The sequence below is a fragment of the Phytobacter diazotrophicus genome, assembly GCF_052061655.1.
Classification (GTDB): Bacteria; Pseudomonadota; Gammaproteobacteria; order Enterobacterales; family Enterobacteriaceae; genus Phytobacter; species Phytobacter diazotrophicus.
On sequence record NZ_CM125428.1, the window covers coordinates 1,701,856 to 1,715,925 of the forward strand.

Genomic DNA, 14,070 nt, shown 5'->3' on the forward strand with positions numbered 1-14,070 from the left:
TTTTCTCAAAGCAGCCCTTTCAGGCTCAGCGTGCGGCGGGTGGCGACATTCAGATCGTATTTTGTCAGATCCGCCGGGCTAACCCATGCGTAATCCTGAAATTCCTCATTGATCTCCACTTCACGGTTCGCGCTGATGCAGTCAAAAATCAGGTAGATCATGTAGATCTCTTCTTTGCTGCCATCGGCGTAGGTTTTTATGCGCACATCGTCGCTAAAGGTCCATGGCGTTATCTGCTGCAACTCAAGTTTCTCACCAAGCTCTTCGCGAATTTCGCGGCGCAACGCGTCTTCAATACGCTCACCTGGTTCGACTCCCCCGCCACTGAGTGCCCATTGGCCGGGAAAAACACCGCGATCGTCCGCCATTTTGCATAGCAAATAATCACCTTCATTTTGAATCAGCGGGCATACAATTGTCCTTTGACGCATGATTTAGTCCTTATCCTTATGACGGGTATAGGGTTTATACCACCAACCTTGCGGGGATGCAGTAAGCTGCTAAAAAAGAGCAAATTGTCCTGTTCAGGCGCATTTAATGAAAACGGGCGTGTAAAAATCGTGGATTGATGTAAAAAATCATTTTTAGTTCAGTATTCTTAAAAAAAATGATCGTACAATCAGCCGCTTTGGAACATTGGACTATTGTTGCGCGGATAAGAGAAATGAAAAAGAGTATATATTTGGGTTTTGCCAGCCTTCTGCTGGCGTCTGCCGGGGCAAATGCTGTGAGCTTGAGCGGCCAGGTGGGTGAGCACTACACCAACCTCGGTGTGGGTATGGGAACGGAAACCAGTGGCCTGGCGTTGAGCGGCAACTGGGCGCATAACGATGATGATGGCGATATCGCCAGTCTGGGTCTGGGTTACAACATTCCGCTGGGGCCGTTTATGGGGACGGTTGGCGGTAAAGGCGTTTACCTTAACCCGAATGCCGGGAGCGAAGGGTATGCGCTGGCCGTTGGTGGTGGTCTGGCATGGCAGGTGAGCGACAGCTTCCGTCTCTTTGGCGAATATTATTACTCCCCGGACTCCCTCTCCAGCGGGGTTAACGACTACCGTGAAGCGAATGCCGGTGCGCGTCTGACCATTATTCGTCCGCTCAGTATTGAAGCCGGTTACCGTTATGTCGAGCTGACCGGTAAAGAAGGCAACCGCGATAATGCGGTGGCGGATGGCCCGTATGTCGGCGTCAACGCCAGCTTCTGATCCTTCGGCGCGGCGTCCGTCCGCGCCAGTTTCTTACCTCTTTTCTTCCCTTCATGCGGTATAGTGTTTCAACCTCTATTGCTGGAGAAAATAATGTTAAACGTAGAGATGCTGTCAACCGGCGATGAAGTCTTGCACGGGCAAATCGTGGACACGAATGCCGCCTGGCTGGCAGATTTTTTCTTTAATCAGGGGCTACCGCTTACCCGACGTAATACCGTTGGCGATAACCTCGACGACCTGGTGGCCATTCTGCGTGAGCGCAGCCAACAGGCGGATATTCTTATTGTTAATGGTGGCCTGGGCCCAACCAGCGATGACCTCAGTGCGCTGGCGGCGGCAACGGCGAAGGGCGAAGCGCTGGTATTGCATGAAGAGTGGTTGACGCAGATGGAGCGCTTCTTTTCCGAGCGCGGACGCGTCATGGCGCCCAGCAACCGCAAGCAGGCGGAAATTCCTGCCAGTGCGGAGCTGGTGGATAACCCGGTTGGTACCGCCTGTGGTTTTGCCGTACAGCTTAATCGCTGCCTGATGTTCTTTACGCCTGGAGTGCCTTCGGAGTTTAAAGTGATGGTGGAACGTGAAATTCTGCCGCGCATTCGCGCACGCTTTACGCTTCCTGAGCCGCCTGTTTGCCTGCGCCTGACAACCTTTGGCCGTTCTGAAAGCGATCTGGCGCAAAACCTGTCGCATTTGACGTTACCTGAGGGTGTAGTGATGGGCTATCGCTCCTCAATGCCCATTATTGAACTGAAACTTACCGGTCCTGCTGAGCATCGCGAGGCGATGGAAGCGTTATGGCCGGAAGTGAAGCAGGTGGCCGGTGAGAGCCTCATTTTCGAAGGCACCGTCGGTTTACCGGCGCTGCTTACCGGGCGGTTGCGTGAACGTCAACTTAGCCTGACGCTGAGTGAACAGTTCACCGGCGGCCTGGTGGCGTTGCAACTTTCGCGTGCGGGTGCGCCGTTGCTGGTCAGCGAAGTGATTCCTTCGCAGGATGAAGCGTTAGTGCAGACTGCACGTTGGGCTGCGGGGCTGCGCGATCGCCATCTGGCCGGGCTGGCTCTGACCGTCACGGGACTCGAAGATGAGCATCTGAACTTCGCGCTGGCGACGCCGGAAGGTACGCATGCCTTACGCGTTAAGTTTAATGCGAACCGACACAGCCTGATGGTACGTCAGGAGGTCTGTGCCATGATGGCGCTAAATATTCTGCGTCGTTGGCTCAATGGTCAGGACGTTGCCAGCGACCATGGCTGGATTAATGTCGTCGAATCCTTATTTGTTGAGTAATTCTTTTACGCCGGAAGAAATTGTCCTTTCGGCGCTTTTCCAGTCCAGCCTGTTGTACTCCACCTGAAAAAATCTGCGTAATACTTCACATTTTCTATCCATGTAATGTCCAGCATGCTGGATCACCATGGCTTTATGATCGCTCTCACAAAATCGGTTCCTCTAAGTCGCAACACTGATTCCAATATTCAGGACTGGAGTCCAATATGTTGGAATCAAGCAAAGTGCCGGCACTCAGCCGGGCAATTGAAATCCTTAATCTCATCGCACGTATTGGGCCTTGCAGCGCTGCGGTAATCATTGAAGAGACAGGCATTCCCAAAAGCACCGCCTATTTAATTTTAGCGGAATTAAAGAAAGCGCGGTTATTGCGTATTGATAGCAATGACAACTACTGCTTATGGACAAAGCTCGTTGAACTTGCCGGGCATGCTTTGGGAAGAATGGATCTGCGCGAGATTACCCGTCCCCGGCTGACTGAACTTATGGATGAGACCGGTCTGCTCTGCCATCTCGGCATTATTGATGACGCAAATGCCTATTACATTCTCAAAATAGAATCCTCCTCCACCATCAGCGTGCGCTCGCACGAGGGCAAAAGTCTTTCCCTTTATCGCTCCGGCATAGGGAAGTGTCTGCTGGCCTGGCAGCCGCCGGCGACGCGCGATGAAATCATCCGGCATTTGCACTGGGAAAAAGCGACGTCGTCGACCATCGCCAATGCCCAGCAATTACACGATGAGCTGGTGCTGATTCGTTCCAGGGGGTGGAGCTATGACAATGGTGAAGATTACCCCGATGTCCGATGTGTCGCAGCCCCCGTCTTTGATGCCCGCAATGCGCTAACGGCAGCCATTTCGGTCGTGGGAACCCGACTGCAAATTAATGAGGAAAACCGGGATTACCTCGCAGGTAAGGCGATTACTTGCGCAAAAGATATTTCCCGGCTTTTAGGGTGGAAAAGCCCTTTCGACAAGCAAGCATCATAAAAAGGAGAACATCATGACCTTACCGAAAATTAAACATGTCAGAGCCTGGTTCATTGGCGGCGCTACCGCAGAGAAAGGGGCAGGCGGCGGTGATTATCACGATCAGGGCGCTCATCACTGGATAGATGACCATATCGCCACCCCAATGAGCAAATACAAGGCCTATGAACAATCCCGGCAGTCTTTCGGTATTAACGTGCTGGGAACCTTAATTGTTGAAGTGGAAGCTGAAAATGGCCAGACGGGCTTTGCTGTTTCCACGGCAGGCGAGATGGGCTGCTTTATTGTTGAAAAGCATTTAAACCGCTTTATCGAGGGTAAATGCGTCAGTGATATCAAGCTTATTCATGATCAAATGCTTAATTCCACCTTGTATTACGCAGGGTCTGGCGGGCTGGTTATGAATACGATTTCCTGTGTCGATCTGGCCTTGTGGGATCTGTTTGGCAAGGTTGTCGGGTTACCCGTTTATAAATTGCTCGGTGGGGCGGTGCGTGACGAAATCCGGTTTTATGCGACCGGCGCGCGCCCCGACCTGGCTAAAGAGATGGGGTTTATTGGCGGCAAAATGCCGACACACTGGGGCCCACATGATGGTGATGCGGGTATTCGCAAAGATGCGGCAATGGTTGCTGAATATCGCGAGAAATGCGGTGAAAATTTCTGGCTGATGCTGGATTGCTGGATGAGCCAGGATGTTAATTATGCCACCAAATTGGCCCATGCCTGTGCCCCGTATAATCTGAAATGGATCGAGGAGTGTCTGCCACCGCAGCAATATGAGGGCTATCGCGAACTTAAACGTAATGCTCCTGCTGGCATGATGGTCACCAGCGGTGAGCATCACGGTACGCTGCAATCATTCCGTACGTTATCGGAAACCGGGATTGATATCATGCAGCCCGATGTCGGCTGGTGCGGCGGCTTAACGACGCTGGTGGAAATCGCCGCGATCGCAAAAGCACGCGGGCAGCTTGTCGTGCCACATGGTTCTTCGGTTTATTCCCATCACGCGGTTATTACCTTCACTAACACGCCATTTAGTGAGTTTTTAATGACCAGCCCCGACTGCTCTACGCTGCGTCCGCAATTTGATCCCATCCTGGTGGATGAACCGGTGCCAGTGAATGGTCGCATTCATAAGAGTGTGCTCGATAAACCGGGCTTCGGTGTTGAGCTTAATCGCAACTGTAATTTAAAGCGCCCGTATAACCATTAATTCCTCCGCGTCGCGCCGCCATGACGCGGCGCAGCCCTACATGAGGTCATTACGATGAATACCAGCTTATTGGATAGCGTGGTAAAGAAAAACCGCGCCCGTTTAATCCCCTTTATGTTGATGTTATACGTCCTGGCATTTCTTGATCGTTCGAATATTGGCTTTGCAAAAGAGACGTATCAGATAGACACCGGCCTTAGCAACGAAGCCTATGCGTTGGGGGCGGGGATCTTTTTTGTGGTGTACGCCTTCCTCGGCGTGCCGGCTAATCTGTTGATGCGTAAGTTTGGCGCACGCTACTGGATTGGAGGGACGACCCTGTTATGGGGATTTCTCTCCGCGGCAATGGCCTGGGCTGATACCGAAGCCAAATTTCTGCTTGTCCGCACGCTTCTTGGGGCGGCGGAAGCTGGCTTCTTCCCTGGCATGATTTACCTGACCTCTCAATGGTTCCCTCAGCGCAATCGCGCCAGCATTATGGGGCTTTTTTACATGGGTGCGCCATTAGCTTTGACGCTGGGCTCACCGCTGTCCGGCGCTTTACTTGAGATGCATGGTTTTATGGGGCATCCGGGGTGGTTCTGGATGTTCTTGATTGAAGGCCTGCTGGCTGTCTCTGCAGGTATCTTTACCTTCTTCTGGCTGGACGATACGCCAGCCCAGGCACGGTTCCTCACGCCGCAAGAGAAGGGCGTTCTTGAGGCCCAGCTTGCCAGCGAAGAGGAAAGTAAAGTGACGTCACGTCTGGCCGATGCGCTGCGTAATGGGCGGGTATGGCAACTGGCTATCATTTATCTGACTATCCAGGTCGCAGTATATGGATTGATTTTTTTCCTGCCGACGCAAGTGGCCGCATTGCTGGGGACAAAAGTGGGGTTCACCGCCTCTGTCGTCACCGCTATCCCCTGGATTGCCGCCCTTTTTGGTACCTGGCTTATTCCTCGTTATTCCGATAAGACCGGTGAAAGACGCAACATTGCTGCGCTGACGCTGTTAGCGGCGGGCATTGGTATTGGCGTATCTGGCCTGGTCTCTCCCGTGCTGGCCATTGTTGCTTTATGCGTCGCGGCGGTGGGATTTATTGCCGTACAACCGGTTTTCTGGACCATGCCAACACAGCTTCTGTCCGGAACGGCGCTGGCGGCAGGTATTGGCTTTGTGAATTTGTTTGGTGCGGTCGGCGGATTTCTGGCCCCGATCATTCGTGTCAAAGCTGAAACCCTGTTTGCCAGCGGCGCTGCCGGGCTTCTCACCCTTGCAGGCGTGGCGATTGCCGGTGCGCTGATCATTTTAACACTGAATGTAAAACAGGCTGTCTCTCACTCGAACAGCGTTCATTCATGACAAAAAGGAAGTGAAATGACAATGGATCCGATTTTATCCAACCCGTTTAAAGCGGGTCTGCTAAAAGGCGAAACGCAGATTGGCCTGTGGTTAAGTTCTACTACATCGTATATGGCTGAGATTGCAGCGACCTCCGGCTATGACTGGTTATTGATTGATGGCGAACATGCGCCGAATACTATTCAGGATCTCTATCACCAGTTGCAGGCCATTGCGCCTTACACCAGCCAGGCCGTCATTCGGCCCGTTGAGGGGAGCCGTGTTCTTATCAAACAGGTGCTCGATATTGGTGCCCGCACATTGTTAATTCCCATGGTGGAGAGCGCAGAGCAGGCGCAGGATGTGGTGGCGGCCACGCGTTACCCGCCACAGGGTGTTCGCGGCGTGGGGGCGAGTGTCGCGCGCGCCGCCCGCTGGGGGCGGGTCGAAAATTATATGGCTCGCGCGAATGAAGAGTTGTGCTTGTTGATTCAGGTTGAAAGCAAAGCGGCGCTGGATAACCTTGATGCCATTTTGCATGTTGATGGTATTGATGGGGTCTTTATCGGTCCTGCCGACCTCTCCGCATCGTTGGGCTATCCTGACAACAGTGGTCATCCGGACGTGCAACGCGCCATTGAACAGGCCATTAAGCAGATACGTGATGCCGGGAAAGCGGCGGGTTTTCTGGCGGTCGATCCGCTCATGGCAAAAAAAGTGCTGGAGTGGGGAGCTAACTTCGTGGCGGTCGGTGTGGACACCATGTTGTATACGAATGCGTTAGATGAACGGCTGGCGATATTTAAAGGGGCCAGACCTTCAGCATCGGCAACGAAGGGCAGTTATTAATTATTCGCCCGCCGGGAGGGTTACGGCGGGCGAACCTTTTAGCGCAACGCCTGCGCCAGTAGGGTTATAGGATGTTCGCAGCGTAGGCTTGTGGACATTTCCACCTGCCACTTACAGGTTTCACAATCTGTGATCACCAAATCCGCACCGCTCTCCTCAATCTGGCGGAACAACGGTTCGCCAATCGCCTGCGAAGTGGCGTAATTTTCACGCTTAAAGCCGTAGGTCCCCGCTATCCCGCAACAACGTGAATCCAGTACGGTAAGTTCCAGCCCGGGAATACGTCGCAGCAGATCCAGGGTGTAGTGCGTCCAGCCCATTTTCTCCATATGGCACGGTGTGTGGTAAACCACTTTCAACGGTAATTCTTTGAGCTTAAGCGTATTGCCTTCCTCCAGCTTGCGCCAGATCCAACGCGTAGCCAGGTCGATATGCGGACGTAAATGGTGGTTATCGACATCCAGCAGATGCGGATATTCATCTCGCAAAGTGAAGGTACAGGTTGATGAGGTGGCAATCACCGGAATACCGTCTCCTGTGATGCTCTGCTGCAACGCCCGAATATTAAATTCCGCCTGCTTTTTCGCTTTCGCAAAATAGCCATTGGCAATCAGCGGTACCCCGCAACATTTTTCCTGACGCAGGAGCTGCACACCGATTCCCATCGCGTTCAGCACTTGCAAGAGATCTTTGCCCAGTTGCGGATGGTTGTAATTCACATAGCAGCCATGGAAAAACGCCACCTGCTGATCAAACGCCTTTTGCTTGTCAGCCACGGAGCGGTACCAGCGGCGGAAAGTGCCATGGGAATATTTTGGCAGCGTCCGGTGATGATCGATTTTCAGCGCCTTATCAAGCAACTGGCGAACGGGTTTGAGCGACGTGGCGGTATTAACCAGCGGCGCGAATGGGGTGGATAACGACCCCATCAAATCCGTATGACTCAGAATGGCATTACGCAGTGAAGGTGGATTGACGGCATATTGCGAACGCGCGCGCTGAATAATATCGCCAATCTTTACGCCAGACGGACAGGCGGTTTCACAGCGTTTACAGTTGGTGCAGTATTTCAGCGCCTCGTCAAACAACGCCGGGTCTTTTAGACGTAAACGCTCCCCATCCGGCCCCGCCTGTTTCGGGCCAGGGTAAGCAGGATTCACCGCGCTGACCGGGCAAACCGTGGTGCACACGGTGCATTTGATACAGCTTTCAAACTGAGTTGTGGTCATTTTACCTCCCCCCGGCGCAAATTTGTTCTGCGGCATACAGCGCGGTAACCGCGCAAACGCCACCCCCACACCCCTGAGCAACCGCATCAAAGCCACCCAAAACGGAGCCCACCACATACAGGTTATCCTGCGTCGTGCCCTGGCGCTTAGCGCGTAGCGTTTCGTCAGTGATCACGCCAAACTGCTGCCAGGGCTGGGTATCAAAGACGTTGTCGCGATACCAGCTTTCCCGTCCGGGGCTTTGTAACACGTCGAGGTCAAAAATGGTTTCCCGTACGCGATCGCGTTCGGCAATCAAACCGTTACTGAAAAAACTGCCGCTGGCGAGCACCACATGGCGTGGACGTAGCGCAATATCCTCATGCTTGCGCGTCCACAGTTGTGTCACGCGCTCACTTTCCACATCGGCACGGATCACCTCATCACCGGGCATCCATGTCCCACCGCTTTGGATAAAACGCTGTTGCAGGCGTGATTGCATGCGGGTGCCGGGAACCGATGGCGGCAGGGTAGGCAGCAACCGTAGCGGACAGGAGAGTTGTTGGTTAAGTCGTGTAAAGACGGCGCTATCCTGCAGGCCGAAACAGGCCGGGAAGTAAAGCTCGTCGTACTGACGGCTTAACGGCAGCAAGGCGCGGTACAGCTCGTCAAAATTCTGTGCAACATCCAGTACACGGGCGATATTGACGGCGCGAAATTCACTCGGGTTATCCCGCACGCGGTCCAGCACCGGCAGCGTTATCTCTTCTGCGGTGGCATTTATGCCACGTTTTTTCAGTGACGCGGCAGCGAGTTGCGGCTGAAAATCGAGAAACCCACAAATACCGACGACCCCAATGGCAATATCTTTTGTCGGCTGGAGAGGAATTTCATTGGGGCTTAACCAGGCCTGACGGAAGGTGCCCAGTGGGGTGACGCGCATATGCGGCGTATCGGCCTCACCTTTTAGCGCCATGCCGCAGTCTGCCAGCATGGTCTGGGTCATTTTTGCATAGTGGCGTACCCTTTCAGCGCCCAGTAAGGCATAAGGATGTTCGCTTTGCATACGCTGTAACGCGTCTACCCCGGCGATGAGGTCGGTGACCGGTTGCCCGTCCGGCAGACGGGAGAGTAGGTCCAGCGAGCCGGAAGAGAAATTGAGTGCGCTCTGACCGCGGCTGACAATGGCACAGCGTTGACCGTTTTCGCTCAGCCGAATGCCGCAGAGTAACCCGGCGAGGCCGCCGCCGATAATAACCGTATCAAATTTCATCAGTTGGCTCCTTTTCCAGCCCGCACAGTCCTTGATAGACCCAACGTGTAAATTCACTTTCGCGTAGCGCATCCCCCCAGGCGACAGGTTTGATGCCCTTCCAGCGCTCATTCAAAAATGCGCAAAGCTGGTTAATAGATTCTGTTTCACTGGTCACCCGCATGCTGTGCAGTAAGCCGGCTGCGCGACAGGCGCACAGTTCACCCTGACATGTGCCCATGCCCACGCGGGTACGGCGGCGCAGATCCAGCAGAGAGTTAACATTCAAGTTTTCAACGGCATACTGGACTTCCCCGGCGGTGACGGCTTCGCATTCGCACACCAGGCTACGACTGTGGCGATCGCTGCCCAGCGAGGCTGGTGTGCGATCGCCATGGCGATAAATAGCCGAACCGCGTAGCGGCACCGGCAGTGAGATAATTTTTTTCAGCGCCTGTTCGGTAGGCTGCTGTGAACCGGGCAACGGCGTTGTCGCTGTGGTACAAGGGGTGTTAAGACCGAGCTTGCGGCAGACGGCATCTGTGGCCCACTCCGCCATCAGACGGTAGGTCATCAGCTTGCCGCCAGTAATGGTGATAAAGCCTTCCATCCCGTCACGTTGAGCGTGATCGAGCAGCACAATACCGCGGCTTACGTTACGTCCTGTCGGGTCATCATCGCTGGCAACCAAAGGACGTACGCCTGCATAGGCGCGCAGGATACGGGTTTGCGCCATCACTGGCGCCAGCTTTTCCCCTTCACGCAGCAGAATATCGACCTCTTCGGGCGTCACCCGGATGTTGTCAATATCCTTATAGTCAATATGCGTCGAGGTGGTGCCAATCAGGGAAATGGTATCGCCGGGTACGAGGATGTCGGCATCTGCCGGTTTACGACAACGGTTTATCACATGCTGATTGATACGGTGGTCGAGTATCAGCAGGGCTCCTTTGGCCGGGAACATGCGAATCCGTAAATCCGCATACTCCGCGATGCGCTGGCCCCAAATCCCGGCGGCATTGACCACGACAGGAGCATGCAGAGGATAAATTTCATGGGTTTGCGGGTTCATCAGTTGTACACCGGTGACCCTGTCGCCCTGGCGTATTAATCCGCAGACTTCATGGCCTGTCAGGATAGTGGCGCCATGTTCACGCGCATCCAGCATATTGCTGGCGGTCAGGCGAAAGGGATCCACAGTGCCATCGGGCACGCGGACGGCACCAATCAGTGCCGGGTTTACGCTGGGTTCTGTGCGCCGCGCTTCTTCTGGCGTAATGGCCTGCGCGTTAATCCCCGCGCGCTGGCAGGCATCAATAAAGACAGGCTGATAAGCCAGATCGTCTTCTGGCAGGGTGATAAATAAACCGTCTGTAGGCTCAATACAGTGGCGAGCGATACGCTTGAGGATTTGGTTTTCTGCAATGCATTCCCGGGCGGATTCGTTATCGGTCACTGCGTAACGCGCACCGCTGTGCAATAAACCGTGATTGCGGCCGGTGGCACCTGTGGCAATGTCATGGCGTTCAAGCAGTACCACGCGCAGTCCGCGCAATGCACAGTCGCGGGCGATGCCTGCTCCGGTCGCGCCACCGCCGATGATGATGACATCGTTATCGTTTGAGTTACCCATATTTTCGTCTTCCGAGCGGGATTCCATAGAAACATTTAGCCACACTGTTGCTATGGATTGTTTGATATCGCGCATATTCGAGCAAAAAACGAAAATAACCAGCGTGGTTTTATGTCTGAAAGTGGAGCTTTGTCATAAATGTGTAACATAAGGTGCGACAAATCGCCTTTTGTCGTTAGAATTTGCCGGGTAAAACCGTTACAAACGAAATCATGGTTTCGTTTTCACTCATAGTAGTCACATATAATGATAAAACCCTGCCACGGAGGCATATATGTTGAGTATTTTCCGGCCAGAATCCCACCGAGAAAGACTTCCTGAAGATCGTATCGACCCGGTTTATCGTCGTCTGCGCTGGCAGATCTTCCTGGGTATTTTCTTCGGCTATGCGGCCTATTATCTGGTGCGCAAAAATTTTGCGTTGGCCATGCCTTACCTTGTGGAGCAGGGCTTTTCCCGCGGTGATTTAGGGTTTGCGCTGTCGGGGATCTCCATTGCCTATGGTTTCTCAAAGTTCATTATGGGGTCGGTCTCGGATCGTTCGAATCCGCGCGTTTTTCTGCCCGCCGGGTTGATTCTGGCCGCGGCAGTCATGTTGTTCATGGGATTTGTCCCGTGGGCGACATCGAGCATTGCCATTATGTTTGTGCTGCTGTTCCTGTGTGGTTGGTTCCAGGGAATGGGGTGGCCGCCGTGCGGACGTACCATGGTGCACTGGTGGTCGCAAAAAGAGCGTGGCAGGATAGTGTCTGTATGGAACTGTGCGCACAACGTCGGCGGCGGTATTCCCCCGTTGCTGTTCCTGTTGGGTATGGCCTGGTTTAACGACTGGCACGCGGCGCTGTATATGCCTGCGTTTGGGGCAATCATTGTGGCGATCTTCGCGTTCGCTATGATGCGCGATACTCCTCAGTCCTGCGGCTTGCCGCCGATTGAAGAGTATAAAAACGACTACCCGGACGATTACAGCGAAAAGGCAGAAGAGGAACTGACGGCGAAGCAAATCTTTATGCAGTACGTCTTCCCGAACCGTCTGCTCTGGTACATCGCCATCGCCAACGTCTTCGTTTATCTGCTGCGCTACGGCATTCTGGACTGGTCACCCACCTACCTGAAAGAAGTGAAACATTTCGCGCTGGATAAATCTTCCTGGGCCTACTTCTTTTATGAATATGCCGGGATCCCAGGAACGCTGATTTGCGGTTGGATGTCGGACAAAGTTTTCAAAGGTAATCGTGGTGCAACAGGCGTCTTCTTTATGACGCTGGTCACCATCGCCACGATCATCTACTGGTTAAACCCGGCGGGTAATCCGACGATAGATATGGTCTGTATGATTGTCATTGGCTTCCTGATCTACGGCCCGGTGATGCTCATTGGTCTGCATGCTCTTGAACTGGCTCCGAAAAAAGCCGCCGGTACGGCAGCGGGCTTCACCGGTTTATTCGGCTACCTTGGCGGGTCGGTGGCGGCCAGTGCGATTGTGGGTTACACCGTCGATTTCTTCGGTTGGGACGGTGGTTTTATGGTGATGATTGGCGGCAGCATTCTGGCTGTGCTTTTGCTGATTGTGGTGATGATTGGTGAACGCAAACATCATGCACAAGTGGCGGCTAAGCGCCGGTAAGGCAATAAAAAGGGCCGCGCGCGGCCCTTTTACATTTCAATCTCAATATCCCCTTTTGCTTTGCAGCAGCAGGGTAATATTTCGTCAGGCTGGATAAAGGCCAGCGGCTCGGTCAGCCAGTCGACCTGGCCTGTGACCAGGCGACAGCGACAGGAGCCGCAGTAACCTTCGCGGCACTGGTATTCCACCGGCACGCGGTGTGATTCCAGCGCCACCAACAAAGACGGATGTTCTTCCTGGCACAACACCTGTGTGCCCGTCAGCCGTAAGGTTACGCGCGTCATCAGAGCTGGAAGTTACTCAGGTCGTCGGTATCGACTTCGGCGTCGATCTGGCCAACCAGATAAGAACTGACTTCCACTTCCTGCGGAGCCACCTGAACGTTGTCAGAGACCAGCCAGGTATTGATCCACGGAATCGGGTTAGAGCGGGTCTGGAACGGCAAGTCCAGGCCGACCGCCTGCATGCGGATATTGGTGATGTACTCAATATACTGCCACAGGATGTCTTTATTCAGACCGATCATGGAGCCGTCGCGGAACAGATACTCTGCCCACTCTTTCTCCTGCTGAGCCGCCTGGACGAACAGGTCATAGCACTCCTGTTTGCACTCTTCGGCAATCTCAGCCATTTCCGGGTCATCGCTACCTGAACGCAGCAGGTTCAGCATGTGCTGAGTCCCGGTCAGATGCAGCGCTTCATCGCGTGCAATCAGACGGATGATTTTGGCGTTGCCTTCCATCAGTTCGCGCTCCGCAAAGGCGAAAGAGCAGGCAAAGCTGACGTAGAAGCGAATAGCTTCCAGTGCGTTAACGCTCATCAGACACAGATACAGTTTCTTTTTCAGCTCGCGCAGGTTCACGGTCACGCTTTTACCGTTAACGGTATGGGTACCTTCGCCAAGCAGATGCCAGTAGCTGGTTAGCTCAATCAGTTCATCGTAATAGGCCGAAATGCCCTCGGCACGTTTCTGGATCTGCTCGTTGGTGACGATATCGTCAAACACAATCGCCGGATCGTTCACGATATTACGGATGATGTGGGTGTAAGAGCGCGAATGGATCGTTTCTGAAAACGCCCAGGTTTCAACCCAGGTTTCCAGTTCCGGGATCGAAATCAGCGGCAACAGCGCCACGTTCGGGCTACGACCCTGAATAGAGTCCAGCAGCGTCTGGTATTTCAGGTTGCTGATGAAAATGTGTTTTTCGTGTTCCGGCAACGCCTGGTAGTCAATACGGTCGCGGGAAACGTCAACTTCTTCCGGACGCCAGAAGAAGGAGAGTTGCTTTTCAATCAGCTTTTCAAAGATGTCATATTTTTGCTGATCGTAGCGCGCCACGTTGACCGGCTGGCCGAAGAACATTGGCTCTTTGAGCTGGTCGTTTTTCGTCTGTGAAAAGGTGGTGTATGCCATGAGTGTGTCCTGTGAGAGATTTTGTAGATCGGGCAAACAAAATCGTAGGCCGGGTA

The 14,070-nt window shown here is 53.6% G+C and carries 13 protein-coding genes; 7 read left to right on the top strand and 6 right to left on the bottom strand.

What is annotated here, in order from left to right; all coding sequences use genetic code 11:
* Positions 1 to 5: 5 nt before the first annotated feature.
* Positions 6 to 431 (bottom strand): nucleoside triphosphatase NudI, encoded by a 426-nt coding sequence (gene nudI / locus ACS0RQ_RS08210; RefSeq protein WP_271850129.1) that lies wholly within the window; start codon positions 429 to 431, stop codon positions 6 to 8.
* Between the two features lie 233 nt (positions 432 to 664).
* On the opposite strand from nudI, the gene ACS0RQ_RS08215 reads away from it, so the two are divergent.
* The 6 genes from ACS0RQ_RS08215 to yfaU all read left to right on the top strand — a co-directional run bounded on the left by ACS0RQ_RS08215 (position 665) and on the right by yfaU (position 6,880).
* Positions 665 to 1,207, top strand: a complete 543-nt coding sequence (locus ACS0RQ_RS08215; RefSeq protein ID WP_271850130.1) for a YfaZ family outer membrane protein — start codon at positions 665 to 667, stop codon at positions 1,205 to 1,207.
* 93 nt (positions 1,208 to 1,300) lie between these two features.
* Entirely contained in the window at positions 1,301 to 2,500 is a 1,200-nt protein-coding gene (locus ACS0RQ_RS08220) for a nicotinamide mononucleotide deamidase-related protein YfaY (RefSeq protein WP_271850131.1), read from the top strand.
* Positions 2,501 to 2,706: 206 nt separating this feature from the next.
* On the top strand, positions 2,707 to 3,489 hold the full coding sequence (locus ACS0RQ_RS08225) for an IclR family transcriptional regulator (protein WP_271850132.1): 783 nt from the start codon (positions 2,707 to 2,709) through the stop codon (positions 3,487 to 3,489).
* Between the two features lie 13 nt (positions 3,490 to 3,502).
* Positions 3,503 to 4,708, top strand: a complete 1,206-nt coding sequence (gene rhmD / locus ACS0RQ_RS08230) for an L-rhamnonate dehydratase (RefSeq protein WP_271850133.1) — start codon at positions 3,503 to 3,505, stop codon at positions 4,706 to 4,708.
* Between the two features lie 54 nt (positions 4,709 to 4,762).
* On the top strand, positions 4,763 to 6,052 hold the full coding sequence (locus tag ACS0RQ_RS08235; RefSeq protein WP_271850134.1) for an MFS transporter: 1,290 nt from the start codon (positions 4,763 to 4,765) through the stop codon (positions 6,050 to 6,052).
* Positions 6,053 to 6,073: 21 nt separating this feature from the next.
* On the top strand, positions 6,074 to 6,880 hold the full coding sequence (gene yfaU / locus ACS0RQ_RS08240) for a 2-keto-3-deoxy-L-rhamnonate aldolase (protein ID WP_039079978.1): 807 nt from the start codon (positions 6,074 to 6,076) through the stop codon (positions 6,878 to 6,880).
* 38 nt (positions 6,881 to 6,918) lie between these two features.
* Here yfaU and glpC read toward each other — a convergent pair whose 3' ends face one another.
* The 3 genes from glpC to glpA are packed head-to-tail and all read right to left on the bottom strand — an operon-like array spanning position 6,919 to position 10,973.
* The gene (gene glpC / locus ACS0RQ_RS08245) at positions 6,919 to 8,109 is read right to left on the bottom strand and encodes an anaerobic glycerol-3-phosphate dehydrogenase subunit GlpC (RefSeq protein WP_039079979.1); all 1,191 of its coding nucleotides are present in this window, start codon (positions 8,107 to 8,109) and stop codon (positions 6,919 to 6,921) included.
* Between the two features lies 1 nt (position 8,110).
* Complete coding sequence (glpB, locus tag ACS0RQ_RS08250; protein ID WP_271850135.1) at positions 8,111 to 9,361, bottom strand: glycerol-3-phosphate dehydrogenase subunit GlpB; 1,251 nt, start codon at positions 9,359 to 9,361, stop codon at positions 8,111 to 8,113.
* On the bottom strand, positions 9,351 to 10,973 hold the full coding sequence (glpA, locus tag ACS0RQ_RS08255) for an anaerobic glycerol-3-phosphate dehydrogenase subunit A (RefSeq protein ID WP_271850136.1): 1,623 nt from the start codon (positions 10,971 to 10,973) through the stop codon (positions 9,351 to 9,353). Before glpA ends, glpB begins: the two co-directional genes overlap by 11 nt.
* A 274-nt stretch (positions 10,974 to 11,247) precedes the next feature.
* On the opposite strand from glpA, the gene glpT reads away from it, so the two are divergent.
* Entirely contained in the window at positions 11,248 to 12,600 is a 1,353-nt protein-coding gene (glpT, locus tag ACS0RQ_RS08260) for a glycerol-3-phosphate transporter (RefSeq protein WP_071195658.1), read from the top strand.
* 29 nt (positions 12,601 to 12,629) lie between these two features.
* Here glpT and yfaE read toward each other — a convergent pair whose 3' ends face one another.
* Together yfaE and nrdB are read right to left on the bottom strand one after the other, a co-directional pair.
* Positions 12,630 to 12,884 carry a class I ribonucleotide reductase maintenance protein YfaE gene (gene yfaE / locus ACS0RQ_RS08265; protein ID WP_039079917.1) on the bottom strand — a complete coding sequence of 85 codons (255 nt, stop codon included), beginning with the start codon at positions 12,882 to 12,884 and terminating at the stop codon, positions 12,630 to 12,632.
* On the bottom strand, positions 12,884 to 14,014 hold the full coding sequence (gene nrdB / locus ACS0RQ_RS08270; protein WP_271850137.1) for a class Ia ribonucleoside-diphosphate reductase subunit beta: 1,131 nt from the start codon (positions 14,012 to 14,014) through the stop codon (positions 12,884 to 12,886). Before nrdB ends, yfaE begins: the two co-directional genes overlap by 1 nt.
* Positions 14,015 to 14,070 lie beyond the last annotated feature (56 nt).

Excerpts from the sequence above, each read along its gene's own strand:
- nudI (WP_271850129.1), bottom strand. The coding sequence starts at position 431 with ATGCGTCAAAGGACAATTGTATGCCCGCTGATTCAAAATGAAGGTGAT.
- glpA (WP_271850136.1), bottom strand. The coding sequence starts at position 10,973 with ATGGGTAACTCAAACGATAACGATGTCATCATCATCGGCGGTGGCGCG.
- ACS0RQ_RS08235 (WP_271850134.1), top strand. The coding sequence starts at position 4,763 with ATGAATACCAGCTTATTGGATAGCGTGGTAAAGAAAAACCGCGCCCGT.
- yfaE (WP_039079917.1), bottom strand. The coding sequence starts at position 12,884 with ATGACGCGCGTAACCTTACGGCTGACGGGCACACAGGTGTTGTGCCAG.
- glpB (WP_271850135.1), bottom strand. The coding sequence starts at position 9,361 with ATGAAATTTGATACGGTTATTATCGGCGGCGGCCTCGCCGGGTTACTC.
- nrdB (WP_271850137.1), bottom strand. The coding sequence starts at position 14,014 with ATGGCATACACCACCTTTTCACAGACGAAAAACGACCAGCTCAAAGAG.
- rhmD (WP_271850133.1), top strand. The coding sequence starts at position 3,503 with ATGACCTTACCGAAAATTAAACATGTCAGAGCCTGGTTCATTGGCGGC.
- glpT (WP_071195658.1), top strand. The coding sequence starts at position 11,248 with ATGTTGAGTATTTTCCGGCCAGAATCCCACCGAGAAAGACTTCCTGAA.
- glpC (WP_039079979.1), bottom strand. The coding sequence starts at position 8,109 with ATGACCACAACTCAGTTTGAAAGCTGTATCAAATGCACCGTGTGCACC.
- yfaU (WP_039079978.1), top strand. The coding sequence starts at position 6,074 with ATGGATCCGATTTTATCCAACCCGTTTAAAGCGGGTCTGCTAAAAGGC.
- ACS0RQ_RS08215 (WP_271850130.1), top strand. The coding sequence starts at position 665 with ATGAAAAAGAGTATATATTTGGGTTTTGCCAGCCTTCTGCTGGCGTCT.
- ACS0RQ_RS08220 (WP_271850131.1), top strand. The coding sequence starts at position 1,301 with ATGTTAAACGTAGAGATGCTGTCAACCGGCGATGAAGTCTTGCACGGG.
- ACS0RQ_RS08225 (WP_271850132.1), top strand. The coding sequence starts at position 2,707 with ATGTTGGAATCAAGCAAAGTGCCGGCACTCAGCCGGGCAATTGAAATC.